At 73.3% G+C, this 18501-nt stretch carries 17 protein-coding genes; 9 read left to right on the forward strand and 8 right to left on the reverse strand.

Features of this window, described 5'->3' with window-relative positions:
* Window positions 1-72: 72 nt before the first annotated feature.
* The 3 genes from MB828_RS30015 to fxsA all read left to right on the forward strand — a co-directional run bounded on the left by MB828_RS30015 (window position 73) and on the right by fxsA (window position 3805).
* A complete protein-coding gene (locus tag MB828_RS30015; protein WP_301650906.1) occupies window positions 73-1677 on the forward strand; it encodes an amidohydrolase in 1605 nt (534 codons plus the stop codon).
* A 575-nt stretch (window positions 1678-2252) separates the two neighbouring features.
* Window positions 2253-3047 (forward strand): polyprenol monophosphomannose synthase, encoded by a 795-nt coding sequence (locus MB828_RS30020; RefSeq protein WP_301650907.1) that lies wholly within the window; start codon window positions 2253-2255, stop codon window positions 3045-3047.
* Between the two features lie 194 nt (window positions 3048-3241).
* The gene (gene fxsA / locus MB828_RS30025; RefSeq protein ID WP_301650908.1) at window positions 3242-3805 is read left to right on the forward strand and encodes an FxsA family membrane protein; all 564 of its coding nucleotides are present in this window, start codon (window positions 3242-3244) and stop codon (window positions 3803-3805) included.
* A gap of 143 nt (window positions 3806-3948) precedes the next feature.
* On the opposite strand, the gene MB828_RS30030 is transcribed toward fxsA, so the two are convergent.
* The 4 genes from MB828_RS30030 to MB828_RS30045 form a co-directional block, all read right to left on the reverse strand.
* On the reverse strand, window positions 3949-4323 hold the full coding sequence (locus MB828_RS30030; protein ID WP_010046329.1) for an RNA polymerase-binding protein RbpA: 375 nt from the start codon (window positions 4321-4323) through the stop codon (window positions 3949-3951).
* A 269-nt stretch (window positions 4324-4592) separates the two neighbouring features.
* Window positions 4593-5939, reverse strand: a complete 1347-nt coding sequence (locus MB828_RS30035) for an MFS transporter (protein WP_301650909.1) — start codon at window positions 5937-5939, stop codon at window positions 4593-4595.
* A 40-nt stretch (window positions 5940-5979) separates the two neighbouring features.
* Window positions 5980-6747 (reverse strand): glycerophosphodiester phosphodiesterase, encoded by a 768-nt coding sequence (locus MB828_RS30040; protein ID WP_301650910.1) that lies wholly within the window; start codon window positions 6745-6747, stop codon window positions 5980-5982.
* A complete protein-coding gene (locus MB828_RS30045) occupies window positions 6744-7397 on the reverse strand; it encodes a YczE/YyaS/YitT family protein (protein WP_071659698.1) in 654 nt (217 codons plus the stop codon). The genes MB828_RS30040 and MB828_RS30045 overlap by 4 nt, the downstream gene beginning before the upstream one ends.
* Window positions 7398-7506: 109 nt before the next feature.
* Between MB828_RS30045 and MB828_RS30050 the strand changes: the two genes are divergently transcribed.
* Complete coding sequence (locus MB828_RS30050; RefSeq protein WP_301650911.1) at window positions 7507-9006, forward strand: PLP-dependent aminotransferase family protein; 1500 nt, start codon at window positions 7507-7509, stop codon at window positions 9004-9006.
* Window positions 9007-9132: 126 nt separating this feature from the next.
* Here MB828_RS30050 and MB828_RS30055 read toward each other — a convergent pair whose 3' ends face one another.
* Complete coding sequence (locus tag MB828_RS30055) at window positions 9133-10716, reverse strand: hypothetical protein (protein ID WP_301650912.1); 1584 nt, start codon at window positions 10714-10716, stop codon at window positions 9133-9135.
* 37 nt (window positions 10717-10753) lie between these two features.
* Window positions 10754-10948 (reverse strand): hypothetical protein, encoded by a 195-nt coding sequence (locus MB828_RS30060; RefSeq protein WP_046731976.1) that lies wholly within the window; start codon window positions 10946-10948, stop codon window positions 10754-10756.
* A 301-nt stretch (window positions 10949-11249) separates the two neighbouring features.
* On the opposite strand from MB828_RS30060, the gene MB828_RS30065 reads away from it, so the two are divergent.
* The 5 genes from MB828_RS30065 to MB828_RS30085 all read left to right on the forward strand — a co-directional run bounded on the left by MB828_RS30065 (window position 11250) and on the right by MB828_RS30085 (window position 16900).
* Window positions 11250-11642: an ankyrin repeat domain-containing protein gene (locus MB828_RS30065; RefSeq protein ID WP_301650913.1), complete on the forward strand. Its 393-nt coding sequence runs from the start codon at window positions 11250-11252 to the stop codon at window positions 11640-11642.
* Between the two features lie 300 nt (window positions 11643-11942).
* On the forward strand, window positions 11943-13361 hold the full coding sequence (locus MB828_RS30070; protein ID WP_301650914.1) for a HEAT repeat domain-containing protein: 1419 nt from the start codon (window positions 11943-11945) through the stop codon (window positions 13359-13361).
* Window positions 13362-13638: 277 nt separating this feature from the next.
* Window positions 13639-14769 (forward strand): glycosyltransferase family 4 protein, encoded by a 1131-nt coding sequence (locus tag MB828_RS30075; protein WP_301650915.1) that lies wholly within the window; start codon window positions 13639-13641, stop codon window positions 14767-14769.
* On the forward strand, window positions 14766-16052 hold the full coding sequence (locus tag MB828_RS30080) for a glycosyltransferase (RefSeq protein ID WP_301650916.1): 1287 nt from the start codon (window positions 14766-14768) through the stop codon (window positions 16050-16052). The genes MB828_RS30075 and MB828_RS30080 overlap by 4 nt, the downstream gene beginning before the upstream one ends.
* Window positions 16049-16900 carry an SGNH/GDSL hydrolase family protein gene (locus MB828_RS30085; RefSeq protein ID WP_301650917.1) on the forward strand — a complete coding sequence of 284 codons (852 nt, stop codon included), beginning with the start codon at window positions 16049-16051 and terminating at the stop codon, window positions 16898-16900. Before MB828_RS30080 ends, MB828_RS30085 begins: the two co-directional genes overlap by 4 nt.
* Window positions 16901-16918: 18 nt before the next feature.
* Here the strand turns inward: MB828_RS30085 and MB828_RS30090 are convergent, their stop codons facing one another.
* Window positions 16919-17788, reverse strand: coding sequence for a biotin-dependent carboxyltransferase family protein (locus MB828_RS30090; RefSeq protein ID WP_301650918.1), 870 nt, complete (start codon window positions 17786-17788; stop codon window positions 16919-16921).
* The gene (locus tag MB828_RS30095) at window positions 17785-18402 is read right to left on the reverse strand and encodes a 5-oxoprolinase subunit B family protein (RefSeq protein WP_301650944.1); all 618 of its coding nucleotides are present in this window, start codon (window positions 18400-18402) and stop codon (window positions 17785-17787) included. The genes MB828_RS30090 and MB828_RS30095 overlap by 4 nt, the downstream gene beginning before the upstream one ends.
* Window positions 18403-18501 lie beyond the last annotated feature (99 nt).

Here is an 18501-nt window from a genome sequence, read left to right on the forward strand (position 1 = left end):
TGGCTGGTCGCGCAGTTCCTCCGGGAGCCCCCGGTCCAACGGCTGACGGTGTGAGGCGCCAGACTGTTCCCTATGAGTGATCGCGCCGACCAGCACAAGACCGTTCTCCTCCGGCGTGGCGAGGTGCACAGTCCCGCCGATCCGTTCGCGACCGCGATGGTCGTGGAGCGGGGGCAGGTCGCCTGGGTCGGGTCCGAGGGAGCCGCCGACGCGTTCGCTGACGGGGTCGACGAGGTCGTCGACCTGGACGGTGCTCTGGTCACCCCCGCCTTCACCGACGCCCACGTCCACACCACGTCCACCGGGCTCGCGCTGACCGGGCTCGACCTGTCGGGTGCGGACTCGGCGGCCGAGGCCCTGACGCTGGTCAGGGACTTCGCCGCGGCCCGCCCTGAGGACCGGGTGCTGCTCGGGCACGGCTGGGACGCCTCCCGCTGGTCCGGTGGCCGGCCGCCGAGCCGCGCCGAGCTGGACGCGGCCACCGGCGGACGTCCGCTCTACCTCTCCCGTATCGACGTCCACTCGGCCGTCGTCACCACCGCCCTGCTGGACCTGGTCCCGGATCCGGCCGCCCGGCAGGACGCCCCGCTGACGGGCGACGCCCACCATGCCGTGCGCGCCGCGGCGTTCGCGGCCGTGACGCCCGCGCAGCGTGCCGAGGCCCAGCGCGCCGCCCTCGCGCACGCGGCCTCGCTCGGCATCGGCACGGTGCACGAGTGCGGCGGGCCGAAGATCTCCTCCGAGGCCGACTTCACCGGGCTGCTGCGCCTCGCCGCCGAACTCTCCGGCCCGCGGGTCGTCGGCTACTGGGCGGAGGAGGACGCCGAGAAGGCGCGGGAGCTGGGCGCGCTCGGTGCCGCCGGCGACCTGTTCGTCGACGGTGCCCTCGGCTCGCACACCGCCTGCCTGCACGAGCCGTACGCCGACGCGGACCACACCGGCGCCGCCTACCTGGACGCGGCAGCCGTCGCCGCCCATGTCGTCGCCTGCACCGAGGCCGGACTCCAGGCGGGCTTCCACGCCATCGGCGACGCCGCCGTGACCGCCGTCGTGGAGGGCGTGCGCACCGCCGCCGAGAAGGTCGGCCTCGCCCGCGTCCGGGCCGCCCGGCACCGGGTCGAGCACGCCGAGATGCTCTCGCCGGAGCACATCGCCGGCTTCGCCGAACTCGGCCTGATCGCCTCCGTGCAGCCCGCCTTCGACGCGCTGTGGGGCGGGGCGGACGGCATGTACGCCCAGCGCCTCGGCGTCGAACGGGCTCGCACCCTCAACCCCTACGCGGCCCTCCTGAAGGCCGGGGTCCCGCTCGCCTTCGGATCCGACAGCCCGGTCACCCCGCTCGACCCCTGGGGGACCGTCCGGGCCGCCGCCTTCCACCACACGCCCGAGCACCGCGTCTCGGTCCGCGCCGCGTTCACCGCGCACACCCGCGGCGGCTGGCGGGCGACCGGCCGGGACGACGCCGGCGTGCTGGTGCCCGGTGCGCCCGCCGACTACGCGGTCTGGCGGACCGAGGAACTGGTGGTGCAGGCACCGGACGACCGGGTCGCCCGCTGGTCCACCGACCCCCGCTCCGGCACCCCCGGCCTGCCCGATCTGACCCCGGGCCACGAGCTGCCGGTCTGCCTGCGCACGGTGGTCGGCGGCCGAACGGTGTTCGTACGACCGGGCGAGTGAGCGGACCGCATTCGTACGGCCGGGCGAGTGATCTCCCGGGGTGGCGTGGTCGTGATCATCGGCCGCCGGCCTGTCGCGCGACCTGCGCATCCTCCGCTCTGACCAGGGGTTTGTGGGTATTCATGCAGGTCAAACGGCTGTTGACAGCCAGCGGCAGGGGGCCGGTAGGTTCGGCGGAGTCCACCACCGGACGCCCGACCGGGGAGCAGTTCGCGCACTCGCCGCAAGCGCCGCTGGGTCAGGGACGGTGTGCCGCACCGGGGCACCGTCACTGGGAGCCAGGCTCAGCGCCCGCGCCGACGAGGGAACGTTCCGGCCGGTCGGGAGGTGCGACCCGGGTGGGGCCCGGAGCTCAGTAGACAACGGCTTTCGGTCGACCCGCAGCCAGCGGGCCCCAGGTCGGCCCGAAGAGCGCCGGGCCCCCATCCGCAGGCAGGACCCGGATGGCGGCCGCCTGAAACGGGCATCCTTACCCCGTTCTTGTGCAATCGACACCACCGTACGCACGAGCCGTCACGTCGGCGCAGGCCGTGGCCACTATGGTGGACCCCTGCGTACGACATGAAGGGGCAGCAGTGAACGACGGCGACGGGACCCTCGCGGCAAAGGCCCAGGGTAGGCAGTTCGGTCCGCTCGGCACGGCCTTGGTGATCATTCCGACCTACAACGAGGCGGAGAACATCAAGTCCATCGTCGGCCGGGTGCGCCAGGCCGTCCCCGAGGCGCACGTTCTGGTGGCGGACGACAACAGCCCCGACGGGACGGGCAAGCTCGCCGACGAACTGGCCGCCGAGGACGACCACGTCCAGGTGTTGCACCGCAAGGGCAAGGAAGGCCTCGGCGCCGCCTACCTCGCGGGCTTCCGCTGGGGCATGGACAACGGATACGGCGTGCTCGTGGAGATGGACGCCGACGGCTCCCACCAGCCGGAGGAACTGCCCCGGCTGCTCACCGCGCTGAAGGGCGCCGACCTGGTACTCGGCTCCCGCTGGGTGCCCGGCGGCCGGGTCGTCAACTGGCCGAAGTCGCGCGAGTTCATCTCCCGGGGCGGCTCGCTGTACTCCCGGCTCGCCCTCGACCTCCCGCTGCGCGACATCACCGGCGGCTACCGCGCCTTCCGCCGCGAGACCCTGGAAGGCCTCGGTCTCAGCGAGGTCGCCTCCCAGGGCTACTGCTTCCAGGTCGACCTGGCCCGCCGCGCGGTCAAGGCCGGTTTCCACGTCGTCGAGGTGCCCATCACGTTCGTGGAGCGTGAGCTGGGCGACTCCAAGATGAGCCGGGACATCCTGGTGGAGGCCCTGTGGCGGGTCACCTCGTGGGGCGTCACCGAGCGGGTCGGCAAGATCACCGGCAAGGGCGGCCGGCCCTAGCGGCCGAGCGCCGGCGGCCCTGGCGGACCGACGCCGGCAGCCCTGGCGGACCGACGTCGGGAGCCCTGGCGGCCGGGCGCCCGCAGTCCAGGGGGCGCAGGCCGCGGCCCCCATGGCCGGGGCCAGGAAACCTCACAGATGCGGCTGATCATCCCCTTATCCCGCACTGAGCCGGGCCCAGGCACACTGGGGGCATGACGACTGGCGCGCAGACCCCTCCGTACACCACCCGGCCCCGCCGCTCCCGGCTCGCCAGATATCTGCCGCTGGGTCTCGCGGCATGGCTGGTGCTGGAGGTCTGGCTGCTGACGGTGGTCGCGGGCGCGGCCGGCGGGATGACGGTGTTCCTGCTGCTCGTGGCGGGCCTGGTGGCCGGTTCCGTGGTCATCAAGCGGGCCGGCCGCCGGGCCTTCCAGAGCCTCAACGAGGCGATCCGGCGCGGCGGCTCCCCGGAGCGCGGCGGTGGCAACGGGCTGATGATGCTGGGCGGCCTGCTCCTCATGATCCCCGGCCTGGTCTCCGACGCCCTCGGTCTGCTGCTCCTGCTGCCGCCGGTCCAGAAGGCCGTCTCCCGCCGCACGGAACGCGCCCTGGACCGGAGACTGCGCGCCGCCGCCCCCGGCACCCTGGGCAACGCCTTCCAGCAGGCCCGTATGCACCGCCCGGACGGCAAGGTGGTCCAGGGCGAGGTGATCAGGAACGGCGGACCGGACCGGGGTGACGAGCCTGCGGGGGAGCGGCCGCCACTGACCCGCTGACCCCGCCGGCGCGGGCCCCGCGCCGGGATGCCGAGAACCGGAGAGGCCGAAGAGATCCGGAAACGCCGAAAACCGAGGGCGCCGTACGTTCACAGAACGTACGGCGCCCTCGATCGGTTGTGTCGGCTTCCCGTTAAACGGAACTATGCGGACTTACGGCTGTCCCTGGGATGAATCGCGATGTTCATCGCCCCGGAGCGCAGAACCGCAAGACGCTCCTCGAGGACCTCTTCGAGTTCCTCACGGGTCCGCCGCTCCATCAGCATGTCCCAGTGGGTACGCGCGGGCTTGGCCTTCTTCTCTTCAGGGCCGTCGCCGTCCACGAGGAGTGCCTGGGCCCCGCAGACCTTGCACTCCCACTCCGGCGGGATCTCCGCCTCGACCGAGAAGGGCATCTCGAACCGGTGCCCCTTCTCGCATGCGTACTCCACGGCCTGGCGCGGGGCCAGGTCGATACCGCGGTCCGTCTCGTAGCTGGTCACCACGAGGCGCGTACCGCGAAGAGCTCGCTCACTCATGAATCGTGCCTCCCGGGCTTGTCGCCCACAGGACAGGTGTCGCTGTCGTCGTCATCCGGTCAACGTCCGGTCGGCGGTAAAGATTCCCGTTCTGGGTCATGCGTCGCCGTCGTAGCCGCCCCTTGTTGTACCCACCAGCGCCCGGTTTGTCACATCTGCTAACAGATGTCACCCAGCGTTTCGGCATCTTTGACGCGCAGTAACGGTACGCCTGGCAGGCCAAACGCGTACACTACCGCCCTTTCGCGTTGAACGCTAAATCTTCCGTGCTAGATCCTGTGCGGAACCGGATTGCCGGCCTCACGGATCGCCCTCCGTACCGGTACCCGCGCGAGCAGCGCGAACCCGATGACGAAGAAGGCCACCAGCGAGATGATCGCCGAACGGTAGCTTCCGCTCAGCTGGTAGGTGATCCCGAACAACAACGGTCCCAGCCAGCTCATCCCCCGATCGCTCACCTCGTACGCCGCGAAGTACTCGGCTTCTTTGCCGGGCGGTACGAGATGGGAGAACAGCGAGCGCGACAGGGCCTGGCTGCCGCCGAGGACGAGACCGATCCCGCCCGCGAGCACGAAGAACCACACCGGTGCCCCGGCCGGCAGGAAGTACCCCGCCGCCAGCGTCACCGTCCACGCCACCAGTGAGCCGAGGATCGTGCGCTTCGCCCCGTACGCCCGGGCGAGCCGTCCCATCGTCAGGGCGCCCGCCACGGCCAGCACCTGCACCATCAGCACGGCACCGATGAGCGTCGACTGACCGAGCCCGAGTTCCTCGGAGCCGTAGACGGAGGCCTGGGAGATCACCGTCTGGATGCCGTCGTTGTACACGAGGTACGCGAGCAGGAAGGACAGCGTCAACGGGTGACGTCGCATGTCCCGGACGGTCGAAGCGAGTTGACGCAGCCCCGGCGCGGTCGCCCCGGCGGTCCGGCCGCCCCGGTCGCGCAGCCGCCGTAGCGGCATCAGGGCGAAGAGGCCCCACCACAGACCGGCACCGGCCAGGCAGATGCGGACCGCCTCCGTCTCGGAGAGGCCGAACGAGTCGTGCGCCGAGTAGAGGACCAGGTCGGCGACGAGCACCAGGGAACCGGACGCGTACCCGAAGGCCCAGCCCCGCGAGGAGACGGTGTCGCGTTCCTCCGGCGGCGCGATCTGGGGGAGGTAGGAGTTGTAGAGCATCAGCGCGACGCACTGGGCCGCGTTCGCGACGATCAGCAGCAGGCCGCCCAGCAGATAGCGGTCGCCGTCCAGGAAGAACATCCCGGTCGTCGCCGCGGCCCCGGTGTACGCGGCCACGCCGAGCAGGTGCTTCTTGCGGCCGGTGCGGTCGGCCGCGCCGGCCACCAGGGGCATCAGCACCACGGCGACGATCACCGACAGGGAGACCGAGTAGGCGAAGAAGGAGCCGGACCGGACCGGGATGCCGAGCGGGTGCACATAGCCGTCGGCGTCCGCCGCGTGCTCGGCCACCGACGTCAGGTAGGGACCCAGGAACACGGTGAGGACGCTCGTCGAGTAGACCGAGCAGGCCCAGTCGTAGAAATACCATCCGCGCTGTTCGCGCCGCAGTTCGGTGGCCTCGTCCAAGGCCTCCGTCCGCACGGTCTCGGTGCCCACCCGTGCCCTCGCCCTCTCCGCAGCGGTGCGGCCGCGCTTCTCAGACCCAGACGCCCCGGTCCCTCATGACCTCGCGCAGCGTGTCGATGTGATCGGTCATGATGCCATCGACACCCAGGTCCAGGAGCCGGTGCATCCGCTCCGCCTCGTTGACCGTCCACACGTGGACGTGCAGCCCGCGCGCGTGGGCGGCGCGCACGAACCGCCGGTCGACCACCGGGACCCCCGACTGGGACTCGGGCACCTGCGCCGCGACCGCCGAGCGGCGCACCGCCGCCGGCAGCCCCCAGGAGCGCAGCCGCAGCCCGACCACACCGCGGGTGCCGAACGAGGTGGCCAGCCGCGGCCCCGCCAGCCGCTGGGCGCGCAGCACCCGCGCCTCCGAGAAGGAGCCGACGCAGACACGGTCGTAGGAGTCCGTCTTCTCGATCAGGTCGAGGAGCGGGCGGAGCGCCGGCTCGGCCTTGGCGTCCACGTTCCAGCGGACGTCCGGGAACTCCTCCAGCAGCTCCTCGAACAGGGGAAGCGGTTCACGGCCCCCCACGCGCGCGTGCCGTACGTCCTCCCACGGCAGGTCGGCGATCCGGCCGGCCCCGTCGGTGACCCGGTCCAGGGTGTCGTCGTGGAGGGCGACGAGCCTGCCGTCCGCCGTGGCGTGCACGTCGGTCTCGATGTAGCGGTAGCCGAGGCCGACCGCGCGCCGGAACTGCGCCACGGTGTTCTCCAGGCCGTCCGCGGCCCCGCCCCGGTGGGCGAAGGCGATGGGGCCGGGGTGGTCGAGGTACGGGTGGCGGATCAGCGTGCTCACTTGCGCAGTATGACCTGCCCGGGTGACCCCGCGGCAACGACCGTGCTGCGGCCGGGTGCCGCCGGGACGGCGAACACCTTGAGGAACAGCTGTGCGAGTGGTCCGATGGCCACCGCGTACAGGAGGGTGCCGACTCCGATCGTCCCGCCGAGCGCGAAACCGGTGACCACGACGGCGACCTCGATGGCCGTCCGGATCAGCCGGATCGACCGGCCGGTACGACGGTGCAGCCCCGTCATCAGGCCGTCCCGCGGCCCCGCCCCGAAACTCGCCGCGATGTACAGACCGGTCGCCGCTCCGTTCAGCACGATGCCCGCCGCCATCAACGGGACCCGAACGGCGAACGCGTGCGCCACCGGGACGACGGCGAGGGTGGCGTTCATGGCGAGGCCGATGACGAACACGTTGGAGACGGTGCCGAGCCCCGGACGCTGGCGCAGCGGGATCCACAGGAGCAGCACGGCCGCACCCACGACGATCGCCACCGTGCCGATGCTCAGCCCGGTGTGCCCGGCGAGCCCCTGGTGCAGAACGCCCCACGGCTCCAGACCCAGACCGGCCACGACGAGAAGGGCGGAACTCACGCCGTACAGCGTGAGCCCGGCATAGAGCTGGACCAACCGTCGCCCGAGACGGCCTTGCGTGGACAAGGGGGACCCCCCGATGGGAAAGGTGGAAAAGGTGGACTGACCCGTGTCACTCTGTGGCTTGGGAGGGAGAGCCATCCATGGCCAATTCGGGGAAGGTGGACTGATTCTCATGGCGCAGTGGACTTCGGCGGTGGGAGCCGCGCAGCTCGCCCGGCTGCTCAACTCGCAACAGGACCGCCCGGCCGGCCCCGGCACCCGGCGGCCGCCCGCCTACCGCGCGCTCGCCGACGGCGTCCGGCTGCTGGTGCTCGAGGGCCGCGTCCCGGTCGCCGCCAGGCTGCCCGCCGAGCGCGAACTGGCGCTCTCCCTGTCCGTCAGCCGGACGACTGTCGCCGCCGCTTACGAGGCGCTGCGCGCGGAGGGGTTCCTGGAGTCCCGGCGGGGCGCCGGCAGCTGGACCGCGGTCCCGGCGGGCAACCCGCTGCCCGCCCGGGGTCTGGAGCCACTGCCCCCCGAAGCGCTCGGCTCGGTGATCGACCTGGGCACCGCGGCCCTGCCGGCCCCGGAGCCCTGGCTGACCCGGGCCGTTCAGGGAGCGCTGGAGGAACTGCCGCCGTACGCCCACACCCACGGTGACTACCCGGCGGGGCTCCCGATCCTCCGCTCGATGATCGCCGAGCGCTACACCGCCCGCGGGATCCCCACCATGCCCGAGCAGATCATGGTCACCACGGGGGCGATGGGCGCCATCGATGCCATCTGCCATCTCTTCGGCGGCCGGGGCGAGCGCATCGCCGTCGAGTCCCCCTCGTACGCCAACATCCTCCAGCTGATGCGGGAGGCGGGCGCCCGGCTGGTGCCGGTGGCGATGGCCGAAGGGCTGGGCGGCTGGGACGTGGACCGCTGGCGTCAGGTCCTGCGGGACGCGGCGCCCCGGATCGCGTACGTGGTCGCCGACTTCCACAACCCCACCGGGGCGCTCGCCGACGACGACCAGCGGCGCCGGCTGGTGGACGCGGCCCGCTCGGCGGGGACGGTGCTGGTCGCCGACGAGACCATGAGCGAGCTGTGGCTGGACGAGGACGTGACCATGCCCCGCCCGGTCTGCGGCTTCGATCCGGCGGGCTCGACGGTCATCACGGTCGGCTCGGCCAGCAAGGCGTTCTGGGCGGGCATGCGGATCGGCTGGGTGCGGGCCGCTCCCGATGTCATCCGCAGCCTGGTCGCCGCGCGCGCCTACGCCGACCTGGGGACTCCGGTACTGGAACAGCTCGCGGTGAACTGGCTGTTCAGCACCGAGGGCTGGGCGCACGCCGTCGACCTGCGCCGGGCCCAGGCGCGCGAGAACCGGGAGGCGCTGGTGACCGCGGTGCGTCGGGAGCTGCCGGACTGGGAGTTCGAGGTGCCGAAGGGCGGGCTGACGCTGTGGGTGCGGACCGGCGGACTCTCCGGCTCCCGGCTCGCGGAGGCGGGCGAGCGGGTGGGGGTGAGGGTCCCGTCCGGGCCCCGCTTCGGGGTCGACGGGGCCTTCGAGGGGTATGTGCGCCTCCCGTTCACCGTGGGGGGAGCGGTGGCCGAGGAGGCGGCGATGCGGTTGGCCGCGGCGGCACGTCTGGTGGAGTCGGGGGCCAGCGGGGGGAGCGAGTCGCCTAGGTCGTTCGTGGCGTAGGGGCCCAGCCGGGGTTCGTTCTTGGCGTAGCGGGCCGGCCGGGGTTCGTTCGTGGCGTAGCGGGCCGGCCGGGGTTCGGTCGTGGCGTAGCGGGCCGGCCGCGGGTGGGTGGCCAGGGCCGGTACGTCAGCCCTCGGCGACGGCCGCCTCCGCCGGCACCGCGTCCGCGGGCACCGCTTCCACCGGTATCGCTTGGGCGGGCGCGTGCAGGGGCGGCAGCAGCGCCAGCACCGCCTCCCGGTCCGCGTCGCTCGTCGCGTCGTCGTACGGGTCCGGTGTCGCCGGTACCTGGAGGCGCAGCACCGGACCGTGCCCCAGCCGGGCGTAACCCCGCCCCGGTGGCACATGAGTCAGCGGGGTCGTGTGCGGCGGCGCCCCCAGCACCGCGGCCAGCTCGTCCGGCAGCGCCGGTCCGAGGACGACACGCGCGCGGGTGTGCTGCCGTACCGCCTCGCTCAGCGCGTCCGAGGCGTCGAGGTGTTCGGCGACCGCCACGGTGACGTTCGCCGCGCGGCCGTGCCGGAGGGGGACCTGGAGGAGGGCCTGCGGGTCCTGGTGGCCGTCGGCCGAGGCCAGGTGGACGAAGGCGCTCGGGCGGTCCACCAGGACCCACAGCGGACGTCGGCAGTCCTCCGGCGCCGGGTGGCCCCCCTGCCGCGCCAGGTTGAGGGCGATGAGCCGCCGTTCCGTCTCGTGCGCGGCCCACTCCAGGGCGGCCAGCGCCCCGGTCAGGCCGCACTCCACGGCGAGGACCCCGTCCCGGCCGCCGAGGCAGGCGTACTCGCCGGTGCCGCCGCCCTCCACGACGAGCACGTCACCGTACTGGAGGGCCTGCAGGGCGACGGAGCGCAGCAGCGTCGAGGTGCCGCTGCCGGGGCGGCCCACGACCAGCAGGTGGGGTTCGGTGGAACGGGCGCCCGTGCGCCAGACGACCGGCGGCACGTCGCGCTGCTCCTCGCCGTACGCGAGCGGGAGGGTGCGCAGGACCTCGGTGGGGTCGGTGAAGCCGAGGACCGTCTCGCCCGGCGCGGTGACGAAGCGCTGGGCCGCGATGTCGGTGGGCAGCGGGGCGAGGACGGTCACGGTGAGCTGGTTGGCCTCCTCGTCCCACGCGAAGTGGTACTCGCGGCCCCGCCCGGACTTCGCGGTGAGCAGATGCTCGATCTGCGCGCGGGCCGCGGGCTCGCCGTCCGGGAAGTACGCGGGGTAGCGGAGCACCAGCTGGCCGATCCGGCCCGTGTCGTCGAACTCGTGGGCGAGGAAGGCCTTCTCCCACTCCCCGCCGTGTGCGTACAGCGGCGCCGGGTCCTCGGCGGCCGAGAAGTACGGCACCAGGGCCTCGTACAGGGACTGGAGCCGCTCGGTCTGTGACTCGTCGGGGCCCTCCGGCGGGGGCGGGGTGCGGTCACGGCCCTGCCAGGCGCTCGCCGCCATCAGGGTGATGACGGCGAGCAGCGGTCCGTACGGCACCAGCGCCACGACCAGGACGACCGAGGCCACCAGGAAGAGCAGTGGCCCGCGCTTGTCCTTGGGGGTCTGTGCCCACCTCTGCCGCCCGGCCGAGGCCAGCCTGCCCAGTCCGCGGGTGACGGTGATGAGCGGGTGAAGGACGTCGGTGGCGTTGTCGGCAGCCGTCCGGGCCAGCTCCCGGCTTCGGGCGAGCTGCGCGGTGCCGTTGCTCAGGATGCGGGGGAGGGGGCGCCGGGCCACTGCTGTCTCCTGGTGGTGCGTACGGGCGGGAGGACCGTCAGAACTTGATGCCGCCGAGCAGGCTCGCGAGGCTCTCGCCGCCCGCCTTGATGCTCGGTGCGATGGCCGTGCTCGCGAGATAGAACCCGAAGAGCGCCGAGACCGTGGCGTGCGACGGCTTCAGTCCGTCCTTGCGGAAGAAGAGGAAGACGATGATGCCGAGCACGATGACGCCTGAGATGGAGAGGATCATGTGAGATCTCCTGGTGTCGAGGGGGGACAGTCACCATGAGTTCTTCCAGCATCACAGCAGGTATCCATATGATTAAAGGTGCGATTGGGTGAATTTCGGTTGATTTCACCCGGCTGGCGGAGCATTCTCGACGTGTGGCTGCCGTGATCTTTACCTCGGACAGATCCGGTCATGTGCACCCTGAACCAGTACGCTGGCGAATCACTCGTACGGCCGTGCGGCCCGTCCGTTGCCGTACGCTCCCTCCGTCCACGCAAGTCCGCGCAAGTCCCCGCAGTACACAGGAGAGGCGGTCCCGGCGATGAGCGAAGCCCCCGACCCCGAGGTCGTGGAGCTGGCGACCAAGATCTTCGATCTGGCCCGGCAGGGCGGGACCGAGGCGCTCGTGGCGTACGTCGACGCGGGCGTTCCGGCCAACCTCACCAACGACCGCGGCGACTCCCTCGTGATGCTCGCCGCCTACCACGGGCACGCCGAGGCGGTGCGTGAGCTGCTCGCCCGGGGCGCCGAGGCGGACCGGGTCAACGACCGAGGGCAGACGCCGCTCGCCGGAGCGGTCTTCAAAGGTGAGGCGGAAGTGATCAAAGTGCTCCTCGAGGCGGGCGCGGACCCGGCGGCGGGCACTCCGTCAGCCGTCGACACCGCCCGGATGTTCGGCAAGACGGACCTTCTGGAACTGTTCGGTACCCACTGACCCATCTGTTCTGACCAGCTAAAAGACACAAAACGGGGGAGGCGGTACAGGGCCGCCGAAATTTCGGTCGCGGCAGGTCGAAGTGCCGGGTCATCATGACGTCGTGATTCACGGACGCGATGGCTGGGCAGGTGTTGCCGCACCGCGCGGGCCGTGATCGGCCCGCATGGGCCACTGACGAGAGGCAGAGAGAAATGGTCTACAGCAAGCAAGAGACGGCGGGCGCTCCGACGTTGTGTCACGCGGCCAGGTAGTGCGTGTTCTCCGGTTGCGTCGACGCTTGATGTGAGGCTGTTTCCCATGTTCGATCCGGTCATAGCGCCCAGCGGCACGCTGCTCGGCCTGCTCCAGCGGGGCCGAGGCGACGGCACGCTGCACGCGCTCACCGCCCCGCGCGCCGAGGCGCTCGCGGCTCTGAACCACTGTGTGCTGAGCGACCCCCGCCACGACTGGCAGGTGGAGAACCGCTCCCTTTACTACGCCCGGCTCTACCTCGACCTGAACGGCGGGCTGGACGCCATCGAGGCGCACCTCTTCGACCCCGAGGACGTCCTCGACCCCGAGGAGTCGCGCACCGGCCTCGCGCTGGCCGTGCTCGGGCACCTCGCCTCCTACGGCAGGCGGGACGCGCTCGAACTGCTGCGCAGGTACGCGGCAGTCGGCACCAACTGGGCCTGGGCCCTGGACGAGCTGGCCCTGCGGGACGACGACGCGGGCCTGCGCGCCCTCGCCGCCCCGGTGCTCGCCCGCTTCGCCACCGACGCCGAGGGCGAGGCCGAGCTGGCCGCCGCCGTACGCGACGCCTTCGAACCACGTCCCTGGCGACTGTGGGCCGAGGATCCCCGCGCGTCGATCGCCACGCGCGTGCGTGCCGCTCAGGAGACCGGCTGCTTCGACCGCTGGCAACGCCAGATGCGACCTGCCGGGCCCCGTCCGGGCTGGAGCGTGCAGGCGGTCTTCGAGTGGGCCCAGCAGGGCATCGAGCGGGGGGCGGCACTCCATGTGCCCGCCGCCCGGTGTCTGGTCGCCGTGGCCGGACCCGAGGACCGGCCGGAGATCCTCCGGGCCGCCCGGAGCGGCACCGACGGAGCCCGCTGCACCGCGCTGCGCTACCTCGCCGACAGCAACGACCGTGACGCGCTCGCCCTGATCGAGGGCGCGGTCGACGACGGCACGGCCACCGTGGTGGAGGCCGCCGTCGACGCCTTCGAACGCATGCGCAGCATCGCCGCCGTCGACCGGGCCCGCGGCTGGGCCCGCCGGCCCGACGCCCTCGGCGCCGCCGCCGGCCGGATGCTCGCCTGCCGGGGCGGTGCCCAGGACAGTGAACTGGTCCTCGCGGCACTCCGGGAGGCCGTACGCGGCGAGGGCCCCGACGCTCCGACCCTCTGGACGCTCGTCGACGGCACCGGACGGCTCGGCATCGCCTGTGCCGCTCCCGTCCTGCGCCACGTCTACCGCGAGACCGCCTCCTCCCACCTCCGCGGCCGCGCCGCCCGCGCCCTGGCCGCCACCGACCCCTCCTTCGCCACCGGCTTCGCCGTCGAATGCCTCTGGGACTGCGAGGAGACCACCCGCGAGATCGCCGCCCGGCACGCCGAGACCGGTGACGCCCGCGTCGTCGAACAACTCCGCCGGCTCGCCGCCGACCCCGCCGAGGAGGCCGAGGTCCAGACGGCCGTACGCAGCCGCATCGGACCGGACACGCCCGCCGTGTGACACGACACCACGGGGGACACGGCTGCACGGGAGACGCGGCTTCGCGGGGACGCGGCTTCACGGGGGACAGGGCTTCACTCCGGGAACCACTGGGGATCCCGCGCACGTCGTACGCGCGTATGACCGCCCGACGGGTGAACGAACGGTGACCGGCGGATCAGCCGGGCATGGACACCGGCTGGACCGCTCGGGTGTGCAGAGCAACGCTCATGGGACGTTTAACAACCGGAAAGATCCACTTTGACGCGCCCACGTCCAGTGCGGCGACAACACCGGTATGCGTGTCGTCATCGTGACCGAATCCTTTCCCCCCGATGTGAACGGCGTGGCCCACTGCGCGCTTCAGACCGCCCGACACCTCGTCGACCGCGGTCACGCTCCCCTCGTCGTCGCTCCGGCCCCCGCCCCCGGAAACAGGCTTGCCGCGGCCGCCGCGCCCTGCCCTGTCGTCCACGTCCCCTCCCTTCCGCTCCCGGGCTATCCCCAGGTCCGCGTTGCTCTCCCCAGCCGCAGGCTCGCCGCCGCGCTGATCGAGCACCGCCCCGACGTGGTGCACCTGGCCAGCCCCTTCATCCTCGGCGTCCGCGGCATGGCCGCCGCCGCCCGGCTCGGTGTCCCCACCGTCGCCGTCTACCAGACCGACCTGGCCGGATATGCCCGCACCTACGTGGGCGCCGGCGAGGCGGCCGCCTGGCGGCGGATCCGGTCCGTCCACGGCGCGGCCGACCGCACCCTCGCCCCGTCCACCGCCTCGATCGGCGACCTGGAGGCCCACGGGGTGCCCAGAATCCAGCTGTGGCAGCGGGGCGTGGACACCGTCCGCTTCCGCCCCGAGTTCCGCGACGAGGCACTGCGCCGGGAGATCGCCCCGAACGGCGAGGTCATCGTCGGCTACGTCGGCCGGCTCGCCCCCGAGAAGCAGATCGAACTCCTCTCCGGGGTGTGCGGCCTGGACGGCGTCAAGGTCGTGATCGTGGGTGACGGGCCCAGCCAGGCCCACCTCACCGAGGCCCTGCCCGGCGCCGTCTTCCTCGGCCGCCGCACCGGCGAGGACCTCGCCCGGATCTTCGCCTCGTTCGACGTCTTCGCCCACACCGGCCCCTTCGAGACCTTCTGCCAGACCGTGCAGGAGGCCATGGCGAGCGGCGTCCCGGTGGTGGCACCCGCCGCCGGCGGACCCATCGACCTGGTCGACCACGGCCGCACCGGCTTCCTGGTGCCGCCGCGCGACGCCGGCGCCGTACGGGAGGCAGTCGCCTCCCTCGTCGCCGACGCCCGCCTGCGGACCGCGTTCGGCGCCGCCGCCCGTGCCACCGTCGAGGGCCGCACCTGGGCCGCGGTCGGGGACCAGCTGATCGGCCACTACGAGGACGTGCTCGCGGCGCGCCGGCCGGTGGTGGCGGCATGACCACCTCAGCGTCGCCCTCCCCGTCGGCCTCCGCTTCGGCCTCCCCGTCGGCCTCCGCGTCGCCCTCCCCGTCGGCCTCGCCGTCCAGCGGGCCGGCTCCGCTGCGCATCGTCCGGCTGGCCAACTTCGTCGCCCCCTCCTCGGGCGGGCTGCGCACCGCGCTGCGCGAGCTCGGGAAGGGCTTCGTGACCGCCGGCCACGAAACGGTCCTGATCGTGCCCGGTGAGCGCTACTCCGACCGGGACGAGGAGCAGGGCCGGGTCATCACCCTGCCCGGCCCGCTGCTGCCCGGCACCGGCGGCTACCGCGTCCTCGTCGACAAGCGGCGGGTGCGGACCCTGCTGGAACACCTCGCTCCGGACCGCCTGGAGGTCTCGGACCGCACCACCCTGCGCTGGACCGGCCGCTGGGCACGGCGTGCCCGGATCCCCGCCGTGATGGTCTCCCACGAGACCGCCGACGGGGTCCTGCGCACCTGGGGCATGTCCGAGAACATGTCCCGGCGCACCGCCGACGCGCTCAACCTCCGTACGGCGCACACCTACGCGCGCGTGGTGTGCACCACCGAGTTCGCCGAACGGGAGTTCATCCGGATCGGAGCCCGCAACGTCGTACGCGCTCCCCTGGGTGTCGACCTGACCGGCCGCCACCCCACGCTGCGCGACCTCGACCTGCGGGCACGCTACGCGCGCGAGGACGAGACGCTGCTCGTCATGTGCTCGCGGCTGTCCGTGGAGAAGCGGCCCGGCACCGCGCTCGACGCCCTGGAGGCGATGGTGCGGCGCGGCCGCCGGGCGGTGCTGCTCGTCGCCGGTGACGGGCCGTTGCGGGAACGTCTCCAACAGCGGGCGCGGGACCGCAGGCTGCCGGTGACCTTCCTCGGGCACGTGTCCGACCGGAACACCCTGGGCGCGCTCCAGGCGTCCGCGGACGTCTGTCTGGCGCCCGGACCGGCCGAGACCTTCGGGCTGGCCGCCCTGGAGGCGATGGCCTGCGGGACGCCCGTGGTCGCCAGCGCCTCCTCCGCGCTGCCCGAGGTCATCGGGTCCGCGGGGGCCGTCGCGGCCGACCGTGGGGAGGCGTTCGCCGACGCCGTGGAGATGCTCCTGGAGCGGCCCGCCGCCGAGCGCCGGGAGGCCGCACGCGCGCGTGCGGAGTGCTTCGACTGGGGGACGGCCGTGGAGGCGTTCCTGAACGCCCACGACGCGCCGGCGCCCGGCCGCCGTGACGAGAGCGGGACGGCGGTACCCGTCCGCCGTGTCGTGCCGGAGGGCGTGGCATGAGAACCGTTCGGTTCGTGGCGCTCGGGGACTCGCTGACCGAGGGCGTGGGCGACCCCGCCGGCGACGGGTGGCGCGGCTGGGCCGCACTGCTGGCCGGCGGACTCGCCGTACGGGACGTGCACTTCACCAACCTCGCGGTCAGCGGGGCACAGACCCGGGACGTGCTGGAACGCCAGACCCCGGTCGCGCTGGAACTGCGTCCCGACATCGTCGCCGTCGTCATAGGCGTCAACGACACCCTGCGCTGCACCTTCGACATCCAGGCGGTGGCCGAACGGCTGGACCAGGTCTACGCGGCCTTCACCGCGTCGGGCGCGACCCTGCTCACGGCCTGTCTGCCCGACCCCGGCTCGATGCTCGGGCTCCCGGGCGCCCTGGCCCGCCCGCTGGCCCGCCGGCAGCGTGCCGTGAACACGGTGGTGCACGCGCTGTCCGACCGGTACGGGGCCGTCCACCTGCACGCGTCCGAGGGGGCCTGGCTGGCCGACCGCGCGATGTGGAGCGCGGACCGGCTGCACCCGGGGGAGCGCGGCCACCGGCAGCTGGCCGCCCGCTTCCACGCCCTGCTCGCCCCGCTGGGCAAGGCCACCGGGACGGCGCCGTCCGCGGAACCCGAGTTCCCGGCGCCGACCAAGAAGGCGAGCCTGGTCTGGCTGGCCACCGCAGGTACCGCCTGGGTGGTCAGGCGCTGCCGCGACCTGCTGCCCCAACTGCTGCGCCTGGCCCTCGACGAGATGCGGCACCGCCGCAAGGGCACCAGCGCCCGCCTGGACCTCAGCGCGTCGGCCGCCGTCTCCGCCGCGCTGGCCGCCCTCCAGCCACCGGAGCGCCCGGCCGACGCCGCGTGAGGAGGGCGCCGGGGCGGCTCAGCGCCGGCGCACGGCCACGAAACGGACCGGGATGCCCGGGGCCGCCTGGGCCGCGGCGGGGAGGTCGGTGGTGCGGACCACCGCGATCACCGGATAACCGCCGGTGGTCGGATGGTCGGCCAGGAACACCACCGGGCGGCCGTCCGGCGGGACCTGGACGGCGCCCAGCACCATCCCCTCGCTGGGGAGTTCACCGGGACGGGCCCGCTCCAGGGCGGGGCCTTCCGTGCGCAGCCCGATGCGGTTGCTCGCCGACGACACCCGGTACGCGCGCGAGGTGAACACCCGGAAGGCCTCGGGTGTGAACCAGTCGGCGCGCGGTCCGGGCGTCACCCGCAGCACCAGTTCCGCCGGCGGGGACGGCTGCGGGGCGACGTCCACGCGCGCGTGGGGTCCCGCCGGAGTGCCCAGCGGCAGCACCGTGCCGTCGGTCAGCGGGGCGGGACCGAGCCCGGAGAGCAGGTCCGTGGCCCGGCTGCCCAGCACCGGCTCGACGGCGATCCCGCCGGAGACGGCCACGTAGCTCCGTACCCCCGACACGACCGCTCCCACCTCCAGGAGTTCCCCGGCCGGCACCACGACGGGCGCGCCCCACGCGGCCGGGCGTCCGCCCACCGAGACCGGGCACGGCGCGCCCGCGACCGCGGCCACCACCGCGGAACGCGGCCGCAGGGCACAGCCGTTGAGAGTCGTCTCCAGGACCGCGGCCTCGGGCGGGTTGCCGGCCAGCCGGTTGGCGAGGGCCGCGGCGGGCGCGTCCAGGGCCCCGGACCGGGGAACACCGAGATGCGCGTGCCCGGCCCGCCCCCGGTCCTGCACGGTGGTCAGTGCCCCGGCCCGTACGACGACGAGCGCGCGGTCCGTCATTCGTCCCCCACCGGCACGAACCGCACCCGCGTCCCCGGCGCCAGCAACGCGGCCGGTACGCGCGCGTGGTCCCACAGCACCGCCTCCGTCGTCCCGATCAGCTGCCAGCCGCCCGGCGAGGAGCGCGGGTACACGCCGGTGTACGGCCCGGCCAGTGCCACCGCGCCCGCGGGAACGGCCGTGCGCGGGGTGGCCCGGCGCGGCACGTCGTAGCGGGCCGGAAGTCCGGTCAGGTAGCCGAAGCCGGGCGCGAAGCCGCAGAAGGCGACGGTGAACTCGGTGCCCCCGTGGATGCGGGCCACCTCCAGCTCGGACACCTGCCAGTGGGCGGCGACGTCGGCGAGGTCCGGGCCGTCGTACCGCACGGGAAGCTCGACCGCGGCAAGCGCGCGCGGGGGAGTGCGGGTGAACTCGGCGGTGGTCAGCTCGGCGGCCCGGCGGGCGGGGTCGTCGAGGCCGTCGAGCAGGACCGTGCGGGCGGCCGGCACGATCTCGCGGACCGTCAGCGAGCCCTCCGCGCGGCGGCGCACCAACTCGGCGTGCAGGGACTGCGCTTCCGCGCCGGAGCCGACCTCGATGAGAAGGGCGTCGTCGCCCACGAGGTGGGTGGTCATGGTCATGGGGATGATGCTTCCGGCTCCGGCTCCGGCTCCGGCTGTGGCTCCGGCTCCGGCTCCGGCTCCGGCTGTGGCTCCGGCTCCGGCTCCGGCTGT

This window comes from Streptomyces arenae, assembly GCF_022343545.1.
GTDB classification, from domain to species: Bacteria; Actinomycetota; Actinomycetes; order Streptomycetales; family Streptomycetaceae; genus Streptomyces; species Streptomyces humi.

Coding starts and splice junctions, on each gene's coding strand:
- MB828_RS30015 (WP_301650906.1), top strand. CDS start 73: ATGAGTGATCGCGCCGACCAGCACAAGACCGTTCTCCTCCGGCGTGGC.
- fxsA (WP_301650908.1), top strand. CDS start 3,242: ATGACGACTGGCGCGCAGACCCCTCCGTACACCACCCGGCCCCGCCGC.
- MB828_RS30030 (WP_010046329.1), bottom strand. CDS start 4,323: ATGAGTGAGCGAGCTCTTCGCGGTACGCGCCTCGTGGTGACCAGCTAC.
- MB828_RS30050 (WP_301650911.1), top strand. CDS start 7,507: ATGGCGCAGTGGACTTCGGCGGTGGGAGCCGCGCAGCTCGCCCGGCTG.
- MB828_RS30060 (WP_046731976.1), bottom strand. CDS start 10,948: ATGATCCTCTCCATCTCAGGCGTCATCGTGCTCGGCATCATCGTCTTC.
- MB828_RS30065 (WP_301650913.1), top strand. CDS start 11,250: ATGAGCGAAGCCCCCGACCCCGAGGTCGTGGAGCTGGCGACCAAGATC.
- MB828_RS30070 (WP_301650914.1), top strand. CDS start 11,943: ATGTTCGATCCGGTCATAGCGCCCAGCGGCACGCTGCTCGGCCTGCTC.
- MB828_RS30075 (WP_301650915.1), top strand. CDS start 13,639: ATGCGTGTCGTCATCGTGACCGAATCCTTTCCCCCCGATGTGAACGGC.
- MB828_RS30080 (WP_301650916.1), top strand. CDS start 14,766: ATGACCACCTCAGCGTCGCCCTCCCCGTCGGCCTCCGCTTCGGCCTCC.
- MB828_RS30085 (WP_301650917.1), top strand. CDS start 16,049: ATGAGAACCGTTCGGTTCGTGGCGCTCGGGGACTCGCTGACCGAGGGC.
- MB828_RS30090 (WP_301650918.1), bottom strand. CDS start 17,788: ATGACGGACCGCGCGCTCGTCGTCGTACGGGCCGGGGCACTGACCACC.
- MB828_RS30095 (WP_301650944.1), bottom strand. CDS start 18,402: ATGACCACCCACCTCGTGGGCGACGACGCCCTTCTCATCGAGGTCGGC.